The organism is Micromonospora sp. CPM1 (genome assembly GCF_023896895.1).
GTDB lineage: Bacteria > Actinomycetota > Actinomycetes > Mycobacteriales > Micromonosporaceae > Micromonospora > Micromonospora tulbaghiae.
In genome coordinates this window covers 239,012-258,721 of sequence record NZ_JAMHIU010000001.1, presented here as the reverse complement: position 1 = coordinate 258,721, position 19,710 = coordinate 239,012, and the positions used below count along the sequence as shown (strand labels likewise).

Genomic DNA, 19,710 nt, shown 5'->3' with positions numbered 1-19,710 from the left:
ATGAGTGTGCCCACGTCCGCGGTCGTCGTGCCCGACCTGCTCCGGCACCGCACCGGCCTGATGCCCGAGCAGGAGGCGATAAACGTCCGCGGCAAGACGGCGATCACCTACGGCGACTGGGACCGGCGCTCGAACGCCGTCGCCCGCGCGGTGCTCGACCGGCTCGGCGGCACCGGCCGGGGCGCCCGGGTGGCGCTGCTGTTCGGCGGCGACGACTGGATCGACTACGCGGTCGCCTACCTCGGCGTGCTCAAGGCCGGCGCCACCGCCGTACACGTGAACGACACGATGCCGGCGGTGGAGCTGCGCCGCCGGTTCGACCAGTGCGCGGTGGCCGGCGTGATCCGCGGCGCGGCGCTGCCGCCGTGGCGGGACGACGCCGGACGCTGGTCGGTGGTCGTCGCGGACCTCGACCAGGGCGACAGCGGCGCCGTCGACACCGGCGTCACCCCCGAGGACATCTCCGACATCCTCTACACCTCCGGCACCACCGGCCCGGCGAAGCCGTTCACCAACCCGCACGGCAACCTGACATACGGGCGCGGGTCCGCCGCCCTCGGGCAGCTGGTCGACCCCGCGCCGCTGCTCGCGCCGATGCCGCTGGGCACCACGTCGAGCGCGACGACCGTCGCGGTGCTGGCCACCACGACGCCGTCACCGCTGATCGTGTGCTCGCCGGACGACCCGGAGGAGATCGCCCGCCTGCTCGCCACGCACGGCTGCGCGACGCTCATCCTGACCCCGTGGACCGCGATCCGGCTCGCCGCCATCCGCCCGCAGGACCGCTACGACCTCGGCTCGGTCAAGACCATCGGCAACGCGTCGGCGATCATGCCGCCGCGCATCGCCCGCGACCTGCTCGCCGCCATGCCGAACGCCACCATCGCCAACGCCTACGCGCAGTCCGAGGCGGTGCCGGCGATCATCCTGGGCAACGTCGACCCGGACCGGCCGATGTGGCTGGGACGCCCCGGACGCGGCACCGAAATGCGCGTCGTCGACCCGCAGGGCGAGCCGCTGCCGCCGGGTGAGCTCGGCGAGGTGTGGCTGCGCTGCGAGGCGCCCAAGCGGCTGTACCTCGACCAGGCGCTCAACGCCCGCGTCCACGCCGGCGGATGGACCCGCACCCGCGACCTCGGACGCGCCACCGCCGACGGCGAGCTGTTCCTGTTCGACCGGATGACCGACGTGATCACCACGGACGGGAAGCTCGTGTCGTCGCTGGAGGTCGAGGCCGCGCTCTACGACCACCCCTCGGTACGCGAGGCCACGGTCATCGCGCTGCCCGACCCGGAGCACGGCGAGATCGTCGCCGCCGTCGTGGCCGCCGACCCGGCCCTGGACGACGCGACGCTCGCCGCGTTCCTCGCCGAGCGGCTGGAGCCGCACCAGGTTCCCGCCCGCATCCACCGCCTCGACGTGCTGCCCCGCGGCGGCACCGGCAAGGTGCTCAAGTTCCAGTTGCGGCAACGCTTCGCCGGCTGACCGTCGCGGTCGTCGCCGGCGCGCGGCCTGCGCCGCGTACCCTGTCGGGGCCGGTGACGGCGCGAGCCGGCTGCCGCCGGCCACCTCGGCCACCGGGGTGATCGGGCCCTGGGCGGTGGCCACGGACAGACAGCGAGGTGGGAGATGCCGCATCTGAACCCGGTCGCGGCGCAGCGCGCGGAGGCCGTCGCCGTCGCGGCCCTCGCCGTCGTCGTGACCGTCGCGGCCGGGTACCCGTGGTGGTCGCTGCTCGCCCTCTTCCTCGTCTTCGACCTGTCCATGCTCGGCTACCTGCGCGGGCCGCGCGTCGGCGCCGTCTGCTACAACGTGGCGCACTCGTACACGCTGCCGGCGGTGCTCGGCGCGGTGGCCGTGGCGGCGGCCGCGTCCGGCGACCGGATCGACTGGCTCGGAGTCCTGGCCGTCGCGTGGGCGTTCCACATCGCCGTCGACCGCGCCCTGGGCTACGGCCTCAAGACGACCGAGGGGTTCGAGCACACCCACCTCGGCCGGATCGGGAAGGCCCGCCGTGCCGGGCCGGCCGCCGACGAACGCTGACGGCCCCGGTCACGGGCGGGCCGGCCGGCAGTTCGCGCTCGTCAGCCGCACCGAGTACTCGCGGTCGTCGGACGTGATCCCGGACGGTACGCCGTCGAAGTACGCCTCCACCTTCTCCCAACCCCGGCGCTGCTCGTAGTGCAGGTGCGGGGCGCCGGAGTTCCCGGTGCTGCCCACGCGCCCGAGCTGGTCGCCCCGGGCCACCCGCTGCCCGGCCTTCACCGACGGCGGTTCGAGCAGGTGCAGGTACTGCGTCTCCCACTTCCCGCCGTGGTCGATCTTCACCCAGTAGCCGCCGCCGCGTCCCCGCGGCCCGTCCGGATCCTCAGGGGTACGACCGCCCAGCGAGCCGTTGATCCCCGCCACCGTGACGGTGCCGGCGGCGGAGGCGAGCACCGGCCGTCCCCACGCCTCCCCGGAGGTCGGGAAGAGGTCGACGTCGTAGTCGTCGTGCCCCGGATAGGTGGACAGGCGCCACGTCTCGCCGCAGGCCACCGGAAGCTGGAAGTCCGGTCGCGGGCCGGGTGGCCGCACCAGCGGCACCACGACCGCCGCGGCGGCGGCAAGCACCGCGAGGACGCCGACGACCAGCAGGACACGCGGGGCGCGGCGGCGCGGGCGGCCGGAACCATGGGGACACTCGGTGGTCATCGTTTCGAGCATGACAGGCGGCGCTGTGCACAGCCTGACCGGCTCGGCTCCCGGGCATCCGTCCGGGCCTCAGCCCAGCTCGACGACGGGCCGGGTCAGGATCTCGTCGGCATACCCGTCGTCGGAGGCGAACCATTGGCCGAAATCCTCGTCGCGGTACGCGGTCGCGATGGTGAGCCAGCCCAGGAAGAAGCCGCTGCCGCCGCAGGTGGCACCGCCGCCGTCGCCACCACAGACGACGGTGCGCTCGGTCGTCGCCTCGTGCCGGTAGGGGTCCTGCCCGATCGCCAGACCCCAGAGGTTCTCCTGCCGGTGCGGGCCGGTCCTGTGGTCGTACGGATAGCCGTCGTCGGGGCAGTCGTCGCCCCAGCGGAACAGGGTCGTCGCACCGGCGCCACACGCCCACTCCCACTCGTCCGGGGTGGCCGTCCGCAGGCCGAGGCTCGCGAGCCCGGCCATCGCCTCGTCGTAGGAGACCTCGCGGATCGCCCGGGCCCGCACCACCTGCCCGGTCCGGTCGAACTCGACGGTCAGCCCGTCACCGCCCGATCCGACGGTGCGCACCCCGCCGAACCGCCCACCGGCCGACGCGACGAGTTCCCGCACCCGGGGGTCGTCCGGCGCCAGCGGAATCTCGCACGGGTCGAACGCGTCCACCGCGACCAGCATGGCCGGCATGTCGACGTCGCGTACCGGCGAGGTCATCGCCTCGACGTACTCGGTCAGGGACGGAAGCCCGAACTCGGCGGCGCTGTCGGCGTAGTCGGCGGCCTGGCGCGGACCGGGTCGTAACCGGCCCGCGTCGTAGCCGAGCGCCGGCCGGCCGCCGGGTACGAGCGCGAACCGCATCCCGCCGCGGTCGAACAGCGCCGTCCGGTGCGACCGCCCCGCGTACGACGTGTTCCGCACGCCGGCCACCGTCAGCTCGTGCCGCGCGGCGATCTCCTGGGCCAGCCGGCCGGCAGCGGCGTCGGAGAGATCGTTCCACTGCGAGAAACTCAGATCGGCGTACGACACCGCGACAGGATAGCCACGGACTCCGACAACACCGGATCACGCCGACATGAGCTGCCGCGCGGCGCGCCACGAACCGTCGACGGCGCGGTCAGGCTCCGTCGACGTCCGTGCTGAACGCGAGGTCGCGGCCGGCCTCGACGTCGGCGAGCAGCGCCGCCACGCGGGCCTTGGCCAGGTCGTAGGAGTCGGAGCCGAGCACCTGGTGCAGCGGCGCGTCGCCGCCGACGGCCACCTCGATGACGGCGGCCGCGGCCTTGACCGGGTCACCGAGCTGGGTGCCGGGCATGGCCAGGTGCGCCTCGGTCATCTCGCGGATCGCCTCGTACCCGTCGGTGGTGCGCGCCGGCAGGCCGAGCGACGACGGGCGCAGGAAGTCGGTACGCGTGTACCCGGGCTCCACCACGTTGACCTTGATGCCGAGGTGTGCGACCTCGGCCGCGAGCGAGTCCGACAGGCCCTCCAGGGCGTACTTGGCCGAGCAGTAGAGGCCCCAGCCGGGGAAGGCGGTCAGCCCCAGGATCGAGGAGACGTTGATGATGTGGCCGCTGCGGGCGGCGCGCATGCCGGGCAGGGCCGCGCGGAGCACGTTCCAGACGCCGAAGACCTGCACCTCGAACATCGTCCGGACCTCGGCGTCTCCTGCCTCCTCGACCGCGCCGAGGAAGCCGTAGCCGGCGTTGTTGACCACGACGTCGATCCCGCCGAACCGGTCGGTGGTGGCCCGGACGGCCGCCGTCACCGCCGCCGCGTCGGTCAGGTCGAGTTCGAGGGCGAGCAGCCGCTCGCGGTCGACCGGTCCGAGGGCCGCGCGGAGGCGCTCGGCCGACCGGGTCGTCGCCGCGACGTCGTCACCCCGCTCCAGCAACTGCCGGACCAGTTCGAGGCCGATGCCGCGGGACGTGCCGGTGACGAACCACGTGGCCGGACCTGCGGTGGGGTAGGGCATGGAAACTCCCGGATCTCGATGTCGTCGTGTCCCCGGCCGGGGACGCCTCTCCATCGTGGGTACGAGGGAGGGCCGGGAACACGGCCGGGCAGGCCCAGCGCTGCCGGGGAACGGCGTACCCACCCAGGCGGTGTCGCGGACGGCGGTCGCGGCGGATCATCGAGTCATGACGGGACAATCGGACCTCGGCCGGTTCCTTCGTCGGTGCCGGGCCGACCTGACTCCGGAAGCGGCCGGCATCGCCGCGGATGCGCAGGGACGCCGCGTCCGCGGACTGCGCCGCGAGGAGGTGGCGATGCTCGCCGGCGTGAGCGTCGACTACTACACCCGGCTCGAACAGGGCCGGCACACCAGCCCGTCGGCCGCTGTGGTCGACGCCCTGGCGCGGGTCTTCCGGCTCGACGCCGCCGCCCGCACCCACCTCGCCGACCTCGCCCGGCCGGCCAGGCGCGGCAGGCAGACGCCGGCGCAACGGGTTCGCCCGGCGATGCACCAGCTCCTCGCCTCGATGACCGAACATCCCGCGCTCATCCTCGGGCGCCGCACGGATGTGCTCGCCTCCAACGCGCTCGCGCGTGCGCTCCTCACCGACTGGACACTCCTGCCGCCGCGGCACCGCAACTACATCCGGTGGATCTTCCTCGACCCGGGTGCCCGCGACGCCTTCCTCGACTGGTCGACCGTGGCCGCCGACGTGGTCGGCACCCTGCGCCTCGACGCCGGGCGCCATCCCGACGATCCGCGGCTGAGCGAACTCGTCGGCGAGCTGACCATCGGGAGCCCGGAGTTCCGGACCTGGTGGAACGGCCGTCACGTGCACGAACGCACGCACGGCACCAAGCGGATGAACCACCCGGCGGTCGGGCCGATCACCCTCCGCTACGAAGCTCTCGCCCTGCCCGGTGACCCGGACCAGACGCTGTTCGTCTACACCACCGATCCCGGCAGCCCGTCGCACGACAACCTGCGCCTGCTGGGGTCGCTGGCCGCCCGGACCGGGCCGGCGCCGGGCCGTACGCCGCCGCGCGAGGCGCCCGACGCGAGCAGGACGGAACCCGCAAGCCCTGCTTGACGCCGATCTCAGGCGTCCGCGGCGCGGGGCGCCCCGGCCAGCCGGTCGCGGCAGAAGTCCCGGAACGTCCGGGCGGGCCGGCCGGTCACGTCCGCGACGGTCGTCGTGACACGGTCCTCCGAGCCCGCAGCGACGGCCGTGTCCAGGCCCGCGAGGAAGCGGGCGTAGTCGGGCGGGAGGCCGTGAGCCTCGTGGTACGCGGTGAGCGCGTCCTCGTCGACGGCGCGGTGCCGGACCGGGCGGCCGAGGAGATCGGTGAGGGTGGCGGCGACGTCGGCGTAGCTCAGCCGCTCGGGGCCGGTGATGACGTGCTCGGTGTCGTGGGGCGCCGGGTCGGTGAGGGCACGTACCGCCACCTCGGCGATGTCGGCCGGGTCCACGAACCCCACCCGCGCGTCGCCGGTGGCGCTGACGATCTCGCCACGTTCCCGCGCGCTCGCGGCGTGCGGGTGCGCGCCGACGAAGTTCTCCATGAACCAGGACGGCCGCAGCACCGCCCATTCGCGGATCATCTCGCCGAGCTGGGCCTGCACCTCCCCCAGTCCGGGCGCGCCGGCGTCGATCGCCGACGAGCTGAGCAGGACGGCCCGTCGCACCCCGGCGCGCCGGGCCAGATCCAGGAACGGCAGCATGGTCGGCGCCGGGTCGGCGTCGCCGAGGGACGCGATCAGGTAGAGCCCTGTCGCACCGTCCAGCGCCGTGTCGTGCGTGCCGCGGTCGTACCAGTCGAAGCGGACGCCCTCGGCGGACGCCCGGCGGCTGGCGACGCGGGCCTGGCGGCCGGCGGCGGCGAGTTTCGCGGCGACGAGCCGGCCGGTCGTTCCCGTGCCTCCGACGACGAGGATCATGCGCGCACCCCCTCGCCGAACAGTTCCTGCACGGCCAGCGGGTTCCAGTAGTCGCGGTAGCGCACGATGCGCCCGGCCCGGACGGAAAGGACGGCGATGTACCGCAGCCGGTACGGCTCTCCCGTGGCGACGACGACGCCGGTGGCGGTGAACTCGGCGACGATCACCTCCGGGTCCGCCGTCTCGTGCACCGTGACGTCGGCGATCTGGCGGACGTCCAGTGTCTGCGGGTAGTCGACGAGGTAGTCGTGCAGCTCGGCACGGCCGGCCACCCGGCTCGGCCGTCCGGGCGGCGCGAACGGGAACTCCATGGCGGCGTCGTCGGCGAACAGGGCGATGAAGCCCGGCATGTCCTTGGCGAGCAGATGCTCCAGGGCCTGGTGGAAAACGTCGGTGGCGGTGCTCGGCACTGTTGTCCCTTCCGGTCGGCGGGCCGCCGCAGTGATCTACGATAAGCGGACGGCCGGTCCACTTCACCATAGCGGACCGGCGGTCCGTTTGCGAGAGGGGCAGGGGATGCGGGCTGACGCGGCGCGGAATCGGGAGGCGGTGCTCACGGCGGCGGATCGGCTGTTCGAGGCGGCGACCGACCCCGACCGGATCTCGATGGACGACGTGGCCGCCGCCGCCGGTGTGGGCAAGGGCACGCTGTTCCGCCACTTCGGTGACCGGTCGGGGCTCATCCGCGCCCTCTACACCGCCCGCGGCGAGCAGCTACAGGCGTCACTCGCGGCGAGCCTGCCCGGCGACTCGCCGGCGGACCGCGCCCTGCACCTGCTACGGGAACTGGTCCGGTTCAAGCAGGCCAACCGGGTGCTGACGCTGGCCCTGGAGAACGCGGGCGACGGGAGCCCCTATCGCACCGAGTCGTACGAGGACTGGCACGCCACGCTGACCGCCGTCGTGTCCGAGGCCCGTGGTCCGGAGTCGGCGGACTACCTCGCCCACGCCCTGTTGGCCGCCGTGCGCAGCGACCTGGTGGAGCACCTGCGCGACTGGCCCGACGAACGCTGGGAGGCCGGGCTGACGGCACTGACCCGTTCGGTCCTAGCGACCGGGCGGTAGTCCGGTCGACGACTGCCCTCAGCTGGTCCGCTCGATCACGGCGGTGAGGCGGAGCCCGGCGGTCGACACGGTGCCGCTCCCCCAGAACGACGAGGTCCCCGGGATGTCGAGGCGCCGGACGCCCACCGTCCAGACGTCCCGGGCGTTCGCCCCGTCCACCTTGTACAGCACGTGCGCCTGGTGCGGCAGCCGCCGCTCCGTCCACGCCCGCCCGTTCCACTGCATCAGGGCGTACGGCTGGTCGATCGAGTACCCCGTGTAGGTGGACGCCTGGTAGCCGACGGACCAGGCGTTGCCCGGGCCGGTGGCGGCCCGGACCTCGGCATCCCGTTTCGGGAAGGTCCGTGCGCGCCCGAGCGCGTCCCGTAAGAGAGTGGTAAGAACGGCTCCTCCGAGGGGGAATCGGCTGTGGCCGTGACGGCCTCGCCTGCGGTCAGGCGGCGCGGCGGGCGCGGCGACGGGCGCGGAGGAAGACGGCGTCGTGCCGCTCGTCGCCCCACCAGGCCCACGGAACGTCGGTCATGTACCGGCCGATCGACGCGAAGACCGGCGCGGCCTCGGCGTCGCGGCCGGTGCGCACCAGCCCGTACGCCAGGAAGTTCGCGTCGTCGAGCCAGTCGGCGTGCCGGGCCGCCGGCTGGTGGAACCACCGGTTCAGCGCGTTGTCGAGATCCGACTGCATGACCGGATCCTGTCGCCACCGCTCGCCGATCTCGTCGCCGGTACCACCGTGGGGTTCGCGATCCTGCTCCCACAGCGCCCACTCCGCGGCGGCCCGAACCGGCAGCACGAGTAGCGGCGAGCCGGTGGGCGCCGTGGCGGCGACCGAGCGGGCGAAGCCGAACATCGCCTCGTGCGAGCCGCTCCACTTCCGGCAGTGGTAGGTCAGCCGCAGCACGTGGCCCTGATGGTGCCGGGGATCCCGCTTGGTCAGCTCACGCCACGTCTCCTCGACGTCCTCCAGTGGCGCGCTCTCGTCGATCATGAGAGTGAGCCGGTGCGCCCACGGCGTGGGGTCGTCCGGTGCGAGCCGCATCGCGACATCGTTCACCTGCCGGGCCAGGTCCAGCAGGCGGTGGAACTCGGCCCACTGCTCCCGGCGTACGTTGGAGGCCCAGTCGCCGCCGCGCACCTCCCATGCCCGTGCGATCAGGGAACGGGCACGGACGAGCTGGGCGTCTGGATCGGCGGGCGCGCGAGAGGCCCAGCGGTCGGTCCACGCGTCCGTGGTGTCGACGCGACCGGTCGTGCGGTCGACCCGCGATCCCAGCCCGCGAGCGGTCGATTCGGCCAGCACACGGACGTACCGTGCCCGGCGGTCGTAGTCGTCCCGGGTGGCGGTCAGAGCCTTCCGGGCCGGTCCGATGTCGGAGCCGTACCGCGCCTGCGTGCACGCCTCGCGCAGCACGGCGTCGTCCTGCGCCGGGTTGGGGTCGATCTGGCGGGTGAGTATCCGCCACATGGTCGAGATCATGATCAGGGATGGTAGATGTCAGCGACCGGCGTGTGGGCGCAGCGTCGCCGTTCTGCCGCGAGCTAACCCGCTTGTCGTGGTGCGGGGCGCCGGAGAGGATCGGTGAATGGATCTTCGTGCTGCGGAACGGCGGCTCCAAGCCGCTCAGCGTGCCGCCGATGTCGAGTCCCTCGACGCGCTTCTGCACCCCCGGGTCGTGGGTGCCGGACCGGACGGCACGGTCTTCACCAAGGAGGATGATCTGGAGAGCTACCGCTCGGGGGCCCTGCGGATCACCGGCCTGGTGGAGGAGTCGCTCGACGTCCAGGACGACGGTGAGACCGGGGTGACCCGCACGGTCGCCGCGGTGGATGCGGTTCAGGGCGGGGCCGTCGTGTCCGCGCGGTTGCGCTACACCCGGCTGTGGGTGCGGGAGGACGGCAACTGGCGGGTGTTGGCCGCCACCTTCGTCCCGGTCCAGTGAGCGCTCCGCCCGCGGCCGGTCGGACGCTCAGGCCTCGGCGGTCGGTTCCACCGTGTAGTGGATGGTCTGCGCGACGATCCAGCCGTCCTCGATGACGTACGAGTCGGCGCCGTCGCGGACCCGCGTGCCCGCTGCGTCAGCGGTCCACTCCAGGAACCCGATCCGATCCTCGATCAGCACCGTCGTGTAGGTGAAGTGGGCGCCCGGAAGCTCCGCGCTCAGCCACTGCGCCAGTTTCCGCACCCCGTCGTGCCCCCGGAACACTCCCCTGCGGTCGAGGACGAGGCAGTCCGGCGACACGTTGCGCTCGATGTCCTCGGCGAACCGGCCCTCGTTCGACAGGCGCAGGTGCTCGTCGAGCACCTCGCGTGCCGGGCGCGCCCGCAATTGCTCGGTCATTCACCGCAGCCTCTCGTGCATGGACGACTCACGCCATCATCCAACGCCGGGCGGGCGCCGCGTCGCCGATCACGGATCCTCGCCGCGCGGTCGCAGCGAGCAGGCGGCGCCCGCGCCGGCTCGCCCGGTGGTCGGCGCAACCGTCACCCTGCCGGCGGCGGGGACGACTCGCGGTCGGCCCCCGCCGCCGTCGCACGGCCGGTCAGCCCTTGCGCCACTTCTGGTTTGCAGTGCCCCCACAGTCCCAGAGCTGGAGCCTCGCGCCGTCGCCACTGTTCCAGTCCTTGATGTCGACGCACTTGCCGGCCTGCAGGTTGACCAGGTCTCCGGCCGCGTTCAGGGTGAACTGCTGGGCGCCGGTGCCGTTACAGGTGTAGAGCTGCACCACCGCCCCGTTGGCGGTGGACCCGGCGTCGATGTCCATGCACTTGTTGTTCTGGCTCTTCAGCGCTGTGCCGCTGAACGTCCACTTCTGCGCGTCGGTGTTGTTGCAGTTCCACATCTGCAGCGGCGCACGGTCGGCGAAGTTGGAGCTCGGCACGTCGATGCACTTGTTGTTCCAGGTGCTGACCACGGGAACCCCGGTGGTCGGGGTGCCGCCGCCACCGCCGGTGAACGGGCTGAGGATCAGTCCGGCCGAACGGGGGTCGCCGTCGTGCACCAGCGACTCGAATCCGCCGACGTCGTCGAAGGCGAACGCGTACGCCCGGCCGTCGGTCATGTTGGCGTGGATCAGGCGGGCGTACTGGTTGGTGGGGTTGTTGCGGTAGAAGCCGGCGGCGTCGGTGCTGGGCTGGGTGTCGACGGTGCCGAGCGTGCCCCGGTTGAGGGCGGCGCAGAGTGTACGCGAGATCGGGCCGACCACCTGGTCGTTCGGCGCGGGCAGGTCGCCGTCGCAGCCCCAGACGCTGGCCGAGGAGGGCCGGTTGAAGGAGGCGACCACCTGGCCGCTGCCGTTGGTGAAGGTCATGGTGTTGCCCGAGGTGCGGCCGTAGTACCGGATGGCCGGCTGGTCGGCGAACGGCGCCACGGTCAGCGTCTTCGTGGTGTACGCGTTCCACGCGGAGGCGATGTAGGAGTCCAGGTAGGTGGCGCTCAGCAGGCCGGCCCCGGCCGCCTTGCCCGGAGCCAGGACGCGCAGCACGGTCCCGTCCGAGCGGGTGTGGACGGTGCCGGCCCAGCCCGGCTGTGCGCGGATGCCGTCGATGACCGCGTTGCGCCCGTTGGCCACCACGTCGCCGGTGCGCTTGGTGACGCCGTTGGCGCCGGTCACGGTGACCGCGTGCGGGATCGCGAACATGTCGACCTGGGAGCTGTTGAGCCACAGCCCTGAGTCGTTGTAGGTGAACTCGCTCCAGTCGAAGAGGATGTCGCGGTTCGCGTCACCGGCCGCCCAGGGCGCGGGCTGCACCAGCCCGTCCGGGGTGAGGAAGAACTTCAGCTTCTGCCCGAGCGCGAAGTAGGCCCGGCCCGAGAAGCCGCGGGGGAACTGGATCGTGGTGCTGCCGCCGTTGCCGGGGCCCGGTATGGAGACGTCCGGCGCGGGCGACGGCGGGATCTGCCCGCCGGTCCACGGCACGAAGGCACCGCCGGAGGTGACGTAGCCGAGCCGGCCGGAGGACAGTTGGACGCCGATGACATACAGGTAGACCGGGTCGCTGCGGCCGGTGGTGTTGGTGACGGTGACCGGCAGCAACGCCGGTCCGGCCGCGTGGGCGGGCGTGGCGACGACGGCGCCCGCGAGCCCGGCGAGCAGGGCGGACGCGGCGGCGAGCAGCCTTCTTCGGAGACGCATGGCGACACCTCGCTGGAGACGGGGACGGGAGAGCGCTCTCTCAGCAGACTCCAATTGTTAATAATGTTTGTCAATAGGCGGCCGCCTATGGAGCAGGGCCACGGCGAAGGTCACCGGTCGATTAAGATCCACTCCGAAACAGTCGACTGTAGATCGGGGATTCATGAAGCGCGCACTTTCGATGCTGACGGCGCTGGTGACAGTCGGGGCGGGCCTGACGGTCGGCGCCCCCGCCGCCCAGGCGGCCGGCTCCTGCTCGGGGACCATCACCTACAGCCAGGTGCAGTCGTCCGGGCTCGGTGAACTGGTGATCTACTACAACAGCAGCAACGGCGGCACCAACAGCGCCTGCTTCTACCACCGCGGCGCGGCGTACGGGAAGTCGGCACCCACCTTCGTGCAGATCTACCGCTGCGCGGAGCGGTCGGGCGAGGGCGCGCACTGCACCCGCTCGGGCGGCACGGACACCAATTCCGGTGACTTCAGCTACTACGCCGGCCCGGTCGCCGTCACCGGTACGGCGAACTACTGCGTCGAGGCGGTCGGCTACATCGGATGGGCCGGTCAGCGCCACCAGATCTACAGCCGCCGCCAGGGCTGCTGACTCCGCTCCCACCCGCACCCGGCCCGCACCCGGCCCGCGGCCGGGTCAGTCGGCCGGCGCTCGGCGGCAACGGGCGAGTTCCGCGCGCAGGTCGCGGCGCAGGGCACGGTCCAGCCCGGGCTGGGCGAGCGCCTCGGTGAAGTCGCGGGCCGCCTCGTCCCACCGGCCCAGCCGGGCCAGGGCCGTGCCCCGGTTGTATCGCGGCACGGGGGCGGCCGACAGCGCCACCGCCCGGTCCAGGTCGGCGAGCGCGGCGGCCACGTCGCCGCGCTCGAACCGGACGGCGGCCCGGTTCGTCCACGCCTCCACCAGCTCCGGGTCCCCACTCAGAGCACTGGTGAACAGCTCGTCGGCCTCGGCGGGCCGGCCGCGCTCGGCGCGGACCAGGCCCAGGGTGCACAGCAGCGCGGGCTCCTGCGGCACGTCGGCCAGCCCGGCCCGCGCGGCGGCCTCGGCGGCGTCGAGCGCGCCGCGCTCCACGTGCAGGTTGACCAGGGTGATCCGGGCGTCGAGGTGGCCGGGCTCGATGGTGAGCACCCGCTCCAGGTCGGCGCGTGCCCGCTCGGGGCGGCCCCGCTCCTGGTGGAGCACGGCCCGGTTGTAGTACGCCTCGGGCAGGTGCGGTCCCAGCCGGATCGCGGCGTCGTAGTCCCTGATCGCGGCTCGGGTCCGGCCCGCCACCCGGTACAGGGCGGCGCGGTCCACGTAGTACTCACAGTTTCCGGGGTCCTGGGCGATCACGGTGTCCAGATCGGCCAGCGCCCGCGCCGGGTCGCCCAGCGCGAGGTGAACCTGCGCCCGGTTGTGGCGCAGCCGGGCCAGGTCCTGCGGGCGCTCGCCGGGGCCGAGCGCGGCCGTCAGCCGGGCCAGCCCGTCGTCGACCAGCCGCAGCGCCCGGTCGGGCCGGCCTGCCCGGCTGTCCAGCAGCGCCAGGCCCTGCTCGTAGAAGACCGTCGACAGCAGCCGCCGGCGGGGGTCGGCCAGCCCGGCGGCGAGGCGCAGCGCCCGTTCCAGCCAGAGCCGGGCCTGTGCCGGGTCCTGGTCGGCCGCCGGCAGGTGCCGGGCGTACAGCATGGCTGTGGCGTACGCCGCCGACATGGTGATCTTCGGGTCGTCGGTGGCGGTCCGCGCCTCGTCGTAGAGGTCGAGCGCCTCGGCGGCCCGGTTCAGAGCCGCCAGGGCGGTGGCCAGGCCGGTGGTGAACGCCCACCAGTGCCTCAGGTCGCGGCCGGGGGTGACCGCCGCCCGCCCGCGCCGGGCGACCCGCGCCGCGTGGTGGTAGTAGCCGGCGGCCAGGCTGTCGCCCAGGGTCCGCCGCAACGCCTGCGGGGTGCGCTCGTCGGGCGCCGGGTCGGGGGCCCCGTCATCGCGGAGGTCGAGGCGAACCGGGGTCGGCCCGAGCCGGCGGGCCAGCGCGTCCAGCAGCTCGGCGGTCGTCTCGTCGGCGGAGGCGACATGATCGAACCGGACGACCACGGGCCGCCGGAGTGTGCCGGCCCAGGCCGCCACCAGCTCCGCCGCGCCGTAGGCCAGGCAGGCGGTCCGGCGGGCGGGGTGGAAGCGGATCGGCTCCTCCTCAGCGACCGGCCGGGCCGCCGGATCGAGTCGGGGAACGATCGCCCGCAGCTCGACCGTGTGCCGCGCCGCCAGGCGGGGCCGGTCGGCGGCGACCCGGCCGAGGAAGGCCGAGACACCGGCGTACGGCCCGTGGTCGCGGTGGCAGTCGTAGCGCTCCGGCCCGCCGGTCACAGCCGGACCCGCCGCCGCAGGGGCGGGCGCCCGGGAGCGCCCGCCGTGCCGGCAGCTACCAGCACCACTCGATCCACAGCCGGCGTGCGCCGGACACCAGGCGGAGCGCAGTCGTGCGACGGACGGTCATCTTCCTCACAAGAACCTCCGATGTGATCCACCTCAGGGCTGGCCCAGAGCGTAATACTCATCGATGGAAATAAGAAAGGTGTTCGCGATTCGCGGCGGACGAATCCGCACTCGCGGCTTTCGTCTCACCTACGCCGTGTCGTCACGATCTCACGGCGGGACATCTAGGTGAGCGCGTGCACCAGTGCGGTCGTCGCTCCGATCAGGAGGGTCACGCCGGTGCCGGCACCGACGACGGCGCTGGGGGTGAGGTCGTACCGCCGGGCGGCGGCGACGCCGGCGACCGCGACCAGGGTGACGAGCACGGCCCAGATCGCGAGGGCCGGATACCCGAGCAGTGGCGCCAGGGGGAAGAAGTGCAGGCCGACGATCAGGGCGACCCACGCCGGAACCAGGGACGCGCGGCCGGTCCGCTGGAGCCAGATCGCGCCGGCGGCGCAGAGGACCACCTCGATCAGGACGATCACACCGAAGACCGGCCCCGTCCTGTCGTCCACGGAGCTGCCCTCGTCCCAGGTGCGTACGGCGACGACGCCGCCGGCGATCGCTGCCGCCAGGGACAACACCGAGCCGACGCCGAGCCACGGACGCCACGCCTTCGGCGGCGCCTCCTGCGCCCAGCCGAACCAGGCCATCCCGAAGACTCCGAAGATCGCGGCGGTGGCGGCGGCGTTGGCCGTGAACTCAGCATCCATCGGCGCAGTCTAGGGGCGGACGACAAGTCGCTCCGGAGAGTGCCCGCGCAGGCGTCACGACGCCTGGTCCGGGACGCCGGCCCAGGTCCAGGCGCTCCGCTGCCCGCATCCGGTGAGGCCGTCAGCCGGCCGCCGTCCCGGCGGGACGGATCACCGCGTCGAGCCAGCGCAGCTGCCGTCGGACGTGGACGGCCTCCCCGCCCTCGTGGCCGTTGAACGGGTACGTGTGCATCTCCCGTGGCGGAGTGGCCGATGCGGCGGCGGCGTACTGGTTGTAGGCGGCGAAGCCGGTGCTCGGCGGGCAGACCTCGTCCCGCAGGCCGATCCCGAAGTGCGCCGGAGCGGTGGCCCGCCGGGCGAAGGTGACGCCGTCGACATAGGACAGCGTGTGCCGGACCTGCTCCTCCGCCTCGCGGTGCACCGCCAGGTAGCGGGCGATCTCGCCGTAGGGGGAAGCCTCGGTGAGCTCGATGGCGCGCTGGATGTCGCACAGGAACGGGGCGGTGACCAGGAGCGCGGCGAGGCCGTCGACGAGGCCCGCCGCCGCGAGCGCGAGTCCACCACCCTGGCTGTTGCCCACCGCGGCGACGCGGGCCGGGTCCACCCCGGGCAGTTCGCGGACGGCGTCGATCGCGCGGACCGCGTCGGTGATCAGGCGACGGTAGTGGTAGTCGTCCGGGGCCAGGATTCCCCGCGTGGCGGGGCTGGGCCCGCCGGGCGCGTCGTGCGGGTCCGGGGTGTCCCCGCGGCTGAACAGTCCGGCCTGTCCCCGGTTGTCCACCAGCAGGTGGGCGTAACCGGCCACCGGCCAGGTGAGCCGCTCGCCCGGCAGGCCCCGGCCGCGTCCGTAGCCGGGGTACTCCACCACGGCCGGCAGCGGCTCCTGTACGCCCGCGGGACGGGTGTACCAGGCCCGGACGGGTTCGCCGGCGAAGCCGGCGAACGTCACGTCCCACACGTCGACCAGCCGCAGACCGGTGGGTTCGGGACGGACGCGGACGAGCGGCGGGGTGGCCGCGGCGGCGGTGAGGGTGGCGCGCCAGAACCGGTCGAAGTCGGCGGGCTCGACGACGGCCGGCGTGTAGCGACGGAGCTGGTCGAGGGAGTTGTCAATCGACGCTCTTGACACGCGATAACGATACCCATAAATTTCCGAAAGGCTTACGGCGTATTACCGGAAAGTTCCGGTCGATGGTCAGGCGGGAGGATGAGCTTGGCATCCCCGATCCCGCGCGGTCGCCGTACGCCCTGGCGGCGGGCCCTGCGCCGGGACTGGCAGCTCTATTCGCTGGCCGTCCTGCCGCTGCTGTTCTTCCTGACGTTCCGCTACCTGCCGATGCTGGGCAACGTGATCGCGTTCCGGCGCTTCCAGCCGGGCGGCAGCCTGTTCGGCGAGTACTGGACCGGGCTGCGGTACTTCCGGCTGTTCTTCACCGACCCCACCTTCTGGAACGTGTTCACCAACACGCTCGTGCTGGGCGCGCTGACCCTGGTGTTCTGCTTCCCGCTGCCGATCGTGCTCGCACTGCTGCTCAACGAGGTGCGCAACCGGGCCCTCAAGCGGTTCGTGCAGTCGGTGTCCTACCTGCCGCACTTCCTGTCGATCGTGATCGTGGCGGCCATGGTCCTCCAGCTGCTGTCGGTGGACGGCGCGGTGAACCAGATGCTGCGCGTCGTGGGCGGCGAGCCGGTCCCGTTCATGCAGCAGGCGGGATGGTTCCGGACGATCTACGTCTCCTCGGAGGTCTGGCAGACAGTCGGCTGGGGCACCATCCTCTACCTCGCCGCGCTCACCACAGTCGACGGCGACCTGTACGAGGCGGCCCGCATCGACGGCGCCAACCGATGGCGGCAGACGTGGCACGTGACGCTGCCGGGGATCCGGCCGACGATGGTGACCCTGCTGATCCTCAACATCGGCACCTTCATGGCCGTCGGCTTCGAGAAGATCCTGCTGCTGTACAACCCGCTCACCTACCCGACGGCGGACGTGATCTCGACCTACCTGTACCGGGTGGGCATCGTCTCCGGGAACCTCAGCTACGCCGCCGCGATCGGCCTGTTCGAGTCCGTGATCGGGCTGACGCTGGTGCTGTCGGCGAACGCGATCTCCCGGCGCACGGTCGGGACGAGCCTGTGGTGAGCACGCAGGACCGTACCCGGACCCCTACGCGGGAACCGGCGGCCCGGCCGCGTGGCCCCCGGCCCACCCGGGGCTACCGGGTCTTCCAGGTGGTGAACGCCGTCGTGCTGACCGGCGTCGTGGTGGTGACGCTGTACCCGTTCCTCACCATCGTGGCCCGCTCGCTCAGCGACAACGCGTACATCGTCGCGGGCGAGGTGAACCTCGTGCCGCGCGGGTTCAACCTCACCGCGTACCGGGTGGTGACGTCCGACCCGACGTTCTGGGTCAGCTACCGCAACACCGTCTTCTACACGGTGGTCGCCACGCTCATCTCCGTCGTGCTGACCACCTGCTACGCGTACGTGCTGTCAAAGAGGCACCTGCGGGGCCGGACCGCGCTGGTCGGGATCGCCGTGTTCACCATGTTCTTCACCGGCGGCCTGATCCCCAACTACGTCCTGGTCACCAGCCTGGGGTTGAAGAACACCGTGTGGGCGATCGCCCTGCCCAACGCCATCAACGTGTTCAACCTGCTGGTGATGAAGGCGTTCTTCGAGAGCCTGCCGGTCGAGCTGGAGGAGGCCGCCGCCGTCGACGGCCTGAACACGTACGGCACGCTGCTGCGGATCGTGCTGCCGCTGTCGAAGGCCATGGTCGCCACGATGGTGCTGTTCTACGCCGTCTCGTTCTGGAACTCCTGGTTCGCCGCGTTCCTCTACATGGACCGTCAGGACCTGCTCCCGGTGACCGTCTATCTGCGCAACCTCATCGCGGGCGCGACCGACGCCACGCAGACCGGCGGTGGCCTCGGCAGCGCCGGCGACGTCGTGCAGTCCGCCGCCACCATCCAGTCCGTGACGATCGTGCTGACGATCCTGCCGATCCTCGCGGTCTATCCCTTCATCCAGCGCTACTTCGTCTCCGGAGTCATGCTCGGCGCCGTGAAGGGATAGCCGCCCACGCACCCCCACCACCGGAAGGAAGAACTCATGGCCCAGCTGTCCCGGCGCCAGGTGCTGCTCGCCACCGGCGCGGCCGCCGTCGTCTCCCTGGCGGGTTGCGGCGACGACACCCCCGACAAGAAGGACCTCGACCGCAACCGTGCCGGCGCGATGGAGAAGTACGGTGTCGGGGACCAGTTCAAGGCCACCGAGCCGGTCACGTTCTCGATCCTCTACAACAACCACCCGAACTACCCGCTCAAGCCGGAGTGGCTGTTCTGGACCGAGCTGGCCGGGCGGACGAACGTCAAGCTGGACCCGGTAGCCGTGCCGCTGAGCGACTACGAGCAGAAGCGCAGCGTGCTGGTCGGCTCCGGCGACGCCCCGCTGATCATCCCGAAGACCTACCACCCGCAGGAGAACTCGTACGTCTCCTCCGGCGCGATCCTGCCGGTCAGCGACTACCTCGACCTGATGCCGCACTTCAAGGACAAGATCGAGCGGTGGAAGCTCCAGCCGGAGATGGACACGCTCCGGCAGGAGGACGGCAAGTTCTACCTGCTGCCCGGGCTGCACGAGAAGCCCTGGCAGGACTACACCCTCGCGGTCCGCACCGACGTGCTGGAGCAGCTGAAGATCCCGTCCCCCACCACGTGGGACGAGGTGTACGCCATGCTCAAGGCGATGAAGGCGGCCCACCCGGACGTCATCCCGTTCTCCGACCGCTTCGGCAAGCCCAACCCGGCCGGCAACCTGCTGAACATGCTCGCCCTGGCACACGGCCTGCCCGGCGCCGGCTGGAACTACCAGCCGACGAGCTGGGACGCCGGGGCCGGGAAGTACGTCTTCACCGGCGCCTCGGACGGCTACCGGCAGGTGGTGGAGTACCTGCACAAGCTGGTCGCCGAAGGGCTGCTCGACCCGGAGACGTTCACCCAGACCGACGACCAGGCCCGGCAGAAGCTCGCCAGCGGCAAGTCCTTCGTGATCAGCACGAACGCGCAGACGCTGGTGAACGACTACCGCCCGGACATCGCGAAGATCAACCCGAACGCACGGCTCGGCAAGATCCTCTTCCCGGTCGGACCGGCCGGCCCGGTCAACGCGGCGAGCCGGCTGGAGAACGGCGTGATGATCTCCAGCAAGGCCCGCGAGGGCAAGAACTTCGTGGCCATGATGCAGTTCGTCGACTGGCTCTGGTACTCCGACGCCGGCCAGGAGTTCGCCAAGTGGGGCGTCGAGGGCACCACGTACACCAAGGACGCCTCGGGCAAGCGCACCCTCGCCCCGGACGTCAACGTCATCGGGCTCAACCCGAAGGGCAGCAAGCATCTGCAGAAGGACTTCGGCTTCTACAACGGCGTCTTCGCCTACGGCGGCAAGCTCGACCTGGTGCAGTCGTTCTTCTCGCCGGAGGAACTGGAGTTCCAGAAGGAGATGAACGCCCGCAAGGCCGCGCCCTGGGTGACTCCGCCACCCGCGCCGCTCAGCGATGAGGAGCGGGAGCAGACGACGCTCTGGGCGACCGCGCTGAAGGACCACGTCACCCAGAACACGCTGAAGTTCGCCCTCGGCCAGCGGCCGCTGAGCGAGTGGGACGCCTACGTCTCGGAGCTGAAGGGCAAGAACGCGCAGGCCTACGTCGACCTGGTCAACAAGGCGTACGAGCGGTACCGCAAGAGCCACGGCTGAGC

Annotated in this window: 21 protein-coding genes; 9 read left to right on the top strand and 12 right to left on the bottom strand. The window is 72.1% G+C overall.

Annotated elements, in window-relative coordinates:
- Together M8C11_RS01040 and M8C11_RS01035 are read left to right on the top strand one after the other, a co-directional pair.
- On the top strand, positions 1-1,485 hold the full coding sequence (locus M8C11_RS01040) for a class I adenylate-forming enzyme family protein (RefSeq protein ID WP_252447849.1): 1,485 nt from the start codon (positions 1-3) through the stop codon (positions 1,483-1,485).
- Positions 1,486-1,629: 144 nt separating this feature from the next.
- Positions 1,630-2,043: a DUF4260 domain-containing protein gene (locus M8C11_RS01035; protein WP_252447848.1), complete on the top strand. Its 414-nt coding sequence runs from the start codon at positions 1,630-1,632 to the stop codon at positions 2,041-2,043.
- A 9-nt stretch (positions 2,044-2,052) separates the two neighbouring features.
- Here the strand turns inward: M8C11_RS01035 and M8C11_RS01030 are convergent, their stop codons facing one another.
- The 3 genes from M8C11_RS01030 to M8C11_RS01020 form a co-directional block, all read right to left on the bottom strand.
- The gene (locus M8C11_RS01030) at positions 2,053-2,694 is read right to left on the bottom strand and encodes a M23 family metallopeptidase (protein ID WP_252447847.1); all 642 of its coding nucleotides are present in this window, start codon (positions 2,692-2,694) and stop codon (positions 2,053-2,055) included.
- A gap of 69 nt (positions 2,695-2,763) precedes the next feature.
- Positions 2,764-3,711, bottom strand: coding sequence for a hypothetical protein (locus M8C11_RS01025; protein ID WP_252447846.1), 948 nt, complete (start codon positions 3,709-3,711; stop codon positions 2,764-2,766).
- 88 nt (positions 3,712-3,799) lie between these two features.
- Positions 3,800-4,657, bottom strand: a complete 858-nt coding sequence (locus tag M8C11_RS01020) for an SDR family NAD(P)-dependent oxidoreductase (RefSeq protein ID WP_252447845.1) — start codon at positions 4,655-4,657, stop codon at positions 3,800-3,802.
- Between the two features lie 166 nt (positions 4,658-4,823).
- Here M8C11_RS01020 and M8C11_RS01015 point away from each other — a divergent pair, with 166 nt between their 5' ends.
- Positions 4,824-5,729, top strand: coding sequence for a helix-turn-helix transcriptional regulator (locus tag M8C11_RS01015; RefSeq protein ID WP_252447844.1), 906 nt, complete (start codon positions 4,824-4,826; stop codon positions 5,727-5,729).
- Positions 5,730-5,737: 8 nt separating this feature from the next.
- Here the strand turns inward: M8C11_RS01015 and M8C11_RS01010 are convergent, their stop codons facing one another.
- Positions 5,738-6,577, bottom strand: coding sequence for an NAD(P)H-binding protein (locus tag M8C11_RS01010; RefSeq protein WP_252447837.1), 840 nt, complete (start codon positions 6,575-6,577; stop codon positions 5,738-5,740).
- Positions 6,574-6,987, bottom strand: a complete 414-nt coding sequence (locus M8C11_RS01005; protein ID WP_252447836.1) for a nuclear transport factor 2 family protein — start codon at positions 6,985-6,987, stop codon at positions 6,574-6,576. Before M8C11_RS01005 ends, M8C11_RS01010 begins: the two co-directional genes overlap by 4 nt.
- 106 nt (positions 6,988-7,093) lie before the next feature.
- On the opposite strand from M8C11_RS01005, the gene M8C11_RS01000 reads away from it, so the two are divergent.
- Positions 7,094-7,642: a TetR/AcrR family transcriptional regulator gene (locus M8C11_RS01000; protein ID WP_252447834.1), complete on the top strand. Its 549-nt coding sequence runs from the start codon at positions 7,094-7,096 to the stop codon at positions 7,640-7,642.
- An 18-nt stretch (positions 7,643-7,660) separates the two neighbouring features.
- Here M8C11_RS01000 and M8C11_RS00995 read toward each other — a convergent pair whose 3' ends face one another.
- Both M8C11_RS00995 and M8C11_RS00990 read right to left on the bottom strand, forming a co-directional pair.
- Positions 7,661-7,867: a hypothetical protein gene (locus M8C11_RS00995; protein WP_252447833.1), complete on the bottom strand. Its 207-nt coding sequence runs from the start codon at positions 7,865-7,867 to the stop codon at positions 7,661-7,663.
- 208 nt (positions 7,868-8,075) lie between these two features.
- A complete protein-coding gene (locus tag M8C11_RS00990; protein WP_252447832.1) occupies positions 8,076-9,116 on the bottom strand; it encodes a DUF4034 domain-containing protein in 1,041 nt (346 codons plus the stop codon).
- Between the two features lie 106 nt (positions 9,117-9,222).
- Between M8C11_RS00990 and M8C11_RS00985 the strand changes: the two genes are divergently transcribed.
- Positions 9,223-9,579, top strand: coding sequence for a nuclear transport factor 2 family protein (locus tag M8C11_RS00985; RefSeq protein WP_128136412.1), 357 nt, complete (start codon positions 9,223-9,225; stop codon positions 9,577-9,579).
- 27 nt (positions 9,580-9,606) lie between these two features.
- On the opposite strand, the gene M8C11_RS00980 is transcribed toward M8C11_RS00985, so the two are convergent.
- Positions 9,607-9,978 (bottom strand): nuclear transport factor 2 family protein, encoded by a 372-nt coding sequence (locus M8C11_RS00980; RefSeq protein WP_252447828.1) that lies wholly within the window; start codon positions 9,976-9,978, stop codon positions 9,607-9,609.
- 202 nt (positions 9,979-10,180) lie between these two features.
- On the bottom strand, positions 10,181-11,773 hold the full coding sequence (locus M8C11_RS00975) for a beta-1,3-glucanase family protein (protein WP_252447826.1): 1,593 nt from the start codon (positions 11,771-11,773) through the stop codon (positions 10,181-10,183).
- Positions 11,774-11,936: 163 nt separating this feature from the next.
- On the opposite strand from M8C11_RS00975, the gene M8C11_RS00970 reads away from it, so the two are divergent.
- The gene (locus tag M8C11_RS00970) at positions 11,937-12,377 is read left to right on the top strand and encodes a hypothetical protein (protein WP_252447822.1); all 441 of its coding nucleotides are present in this window, start codon (positions 11,937-11,939) and stop codon (positions 12,375-12,377) included.
- Between the two features lie 45 nt (positions 12,378-12,422).
- Here M8C11_RS00970 and M8C11_RS30470 read toward each other — a convergent pair whose 3' ends face one another.
- The 3 genes from M8C11_RS30470 to M8C11_RS00955 all read right to left on the bottom strand — a co-directional run bounded on the left by M8C11_RS30470 (position 12,423) and on the right by M8C11_RS00955 (position 16,079).
- Positions 12,423-14,126, bottom strand: a complete 1,704-nt coding sequence (locus tag M8C11_RS30470) for a tetratricopeptide repeat protein (protein WP_252447820.1) — start codon at positions 14,124-14,126, stop codon at positions 12,423-12,425.
- 293 nt (positions 14,127-14,419) lie between these two features.
- Positions 14,420-14,950 carry a hypothetical protein gene (locus M8C11_RS00960; RefSeq protein ID WP_252447818.1) on the bottom strand — a complete coding sequence of 177 codons (531 nt, stop codon included), beginning with the start codon at positions 14,948-14,950 and terminating at the stop codon, positions 14,420-14,422.
- Between the two features lie 121 nt (positions 14,951-15,071).
- Positions 15,072-16,079: an acetylxylan esterase gene (locus M8C11_RS00955; protein ID WP_252447816.1), complete on the bottom strand. Its 1,008-nt coding sequence runs from the start codon at positions 16,077-16,079 to the stop codon at positions 15,072-15,074.
- 78 nt (positions 16,080-16,157) lie between these two features.
- On the opposite strand from M8C11_RS00955, the gene M8C11_RS00950 reads away from it, so the two are divergent.
- Genes M8C11_RS00950 through M8C11_RS00940 form a run of 3 tightly spaced genes read left to right on the top strand, consistent with a single transcriptional unit; the run spans position 16,158 to position 19,708 of the window.
- Positions 16,158-17,093, top strand: a complete 936-nt coding sequence (locus M8C11_RS00950) for a sugar ABC transporter permease (RefSeq protein WP_233585868.1) — start codon at positions 16,158-16,160, stop codon at positions 17,091-17,093.
- Entirely contained in the window at positions 17,090-18,028 is a 939-nt protein-coding gene (locus M8C11_RS00945) for a carbohydrate ABC transporter permease (protein ID WP_233585866.1), read from the top strand. Before M8C11_RS00950 ends, M8C11_RS00945 begins: the two co-directional genes overlap by 4 nt.
- 36 nt (positions 18,029-18,064) lie before the next feature.
- Entirely contained in the window at positions 18,065-19,708 is a 1,644-nt protein-coding gene (locus M8C11_RS00940) for an extracellular solute-binding protein (RefSeq protein WP_252447814.1), read from the top strand.
- The last annotated feature ends 2 nt before the right edge of the window (positions 19,709-19,710 follow it).

Bases quoted from the DNA above. Each gene is read 5' to 3' on its own strand.
- M8C11_RS00940 (WP_252447814.1), top strand. From the start codon at position 18,065: ATGGCCCAGCTGTCCCGGCGCCAGGTGCTGCTCGCCACCGGCGCGGCC.
- M8C11_RS00990 (WP_252447832.1), bottom strand. From the start codon at position 9,116: ATGATCTCGACCATGTGGCGGATACTCACCCGCCAGATCGACCCCAAC.
- M8C11_RS01015 (WP_252447844.1), top strand. From the start codon at position 4,824: ATGACGGGACAATCGGACCTCGGCCGGTTCCTTCGTCGGTGCCGGGCC.
- M8C11_RS01020 (WP_252447845.1), bottom strand. From the start codon at position 4,657: ATGCCCTACCCCACCGCAGGTCCGGCCACGTGGTTCGTCACCGGCACG.
- M8C11_RS01030 (WP_252447847.1), bottom strand. From the start codon at position 2,694: ATGACCACCGAGTGTCCCCATGGTTCCGGCCGCCCGCGCCGCCGCGCC.
- M8C11_RS00975 (WP_252447826.1), bottom strand. From the start codon at position 11,773: ATGCGTCTCCGAAGAAGGCTGCTCGCCGCCGCGTCCGCCCTGCTCGCC.
- M8C11_RS00995 (WP_252447833.1), bottom strand. From the start codon at position 7,867: ATGCAGTGGAACGGGCGGGCGTGGACGGAGCGGCGGCTGCCGCACCAG.
- M8C11_RS01000 (WP_252447834.1), top strand. From the start codon at position 7,094: ATGCGGGCTGACGCGGCGCGGAATCGGGAGGCGGTGCTCACGGCGGCG.
- M8C11_RS01035 (WP_252447848.1), top strand. From the start codon at position 1,630: ATGCCGCATCTGAACCCGGTCGCGGCGCAGCGCGCGGAGGCCGTCGCC.
- M8C11_RS01040 (WP_252447849.1), top strand. From the start codon at position 1: ATGAGTGTGCCCACGTCCGCGGTCGTCGTGCCCGACCTGCTCCGGCAC.
- M8C11_RS00960 (WP_252447818.1), bottom strand. From the start codon at position 14,950: ATGGATGCTGAGTTCACGGCCAACGCCGCCGCCACCGCCGCGATCTTC.
- M8C11_RS01010 (WP_252447837.1), bottom strand. From the start codon at position 6,577: ATGATCCTCGTCGTCGGAGGCACGGGAACGACCGGCCGGCTCGTCGCC.
- M8C11_RS00970 (WP_252447822.1), top strand. From the start codon at position 11,937: ATGAAGCGCGCACTTTCGATGCTGACGGCGCTGGTGACAGTCGGGGCG.
- M8C11_RS00980 (WP_252447828.1), bottom strand. From the start codon at position 9,978: ATGACCGAGCAATTGCGGGCGCGCCCGGCACGCGAGGTGCTCGACGAG.
- M8C11_RS00985 (WP_128136412.1), top strand. From the start codon at position 9,223: ATGGATCTTCGTGCTGCGGAACGGCGGCTCCAAGCCGCTCAGCGTGCC.
- M8C11_RS00950 (WP_233585868.1), top strand. From the start codon at position 16,158: ATGAGCTTGGCATCCCCGATCCCGCGCGGTCGCCGTACGCCCTGGCGG.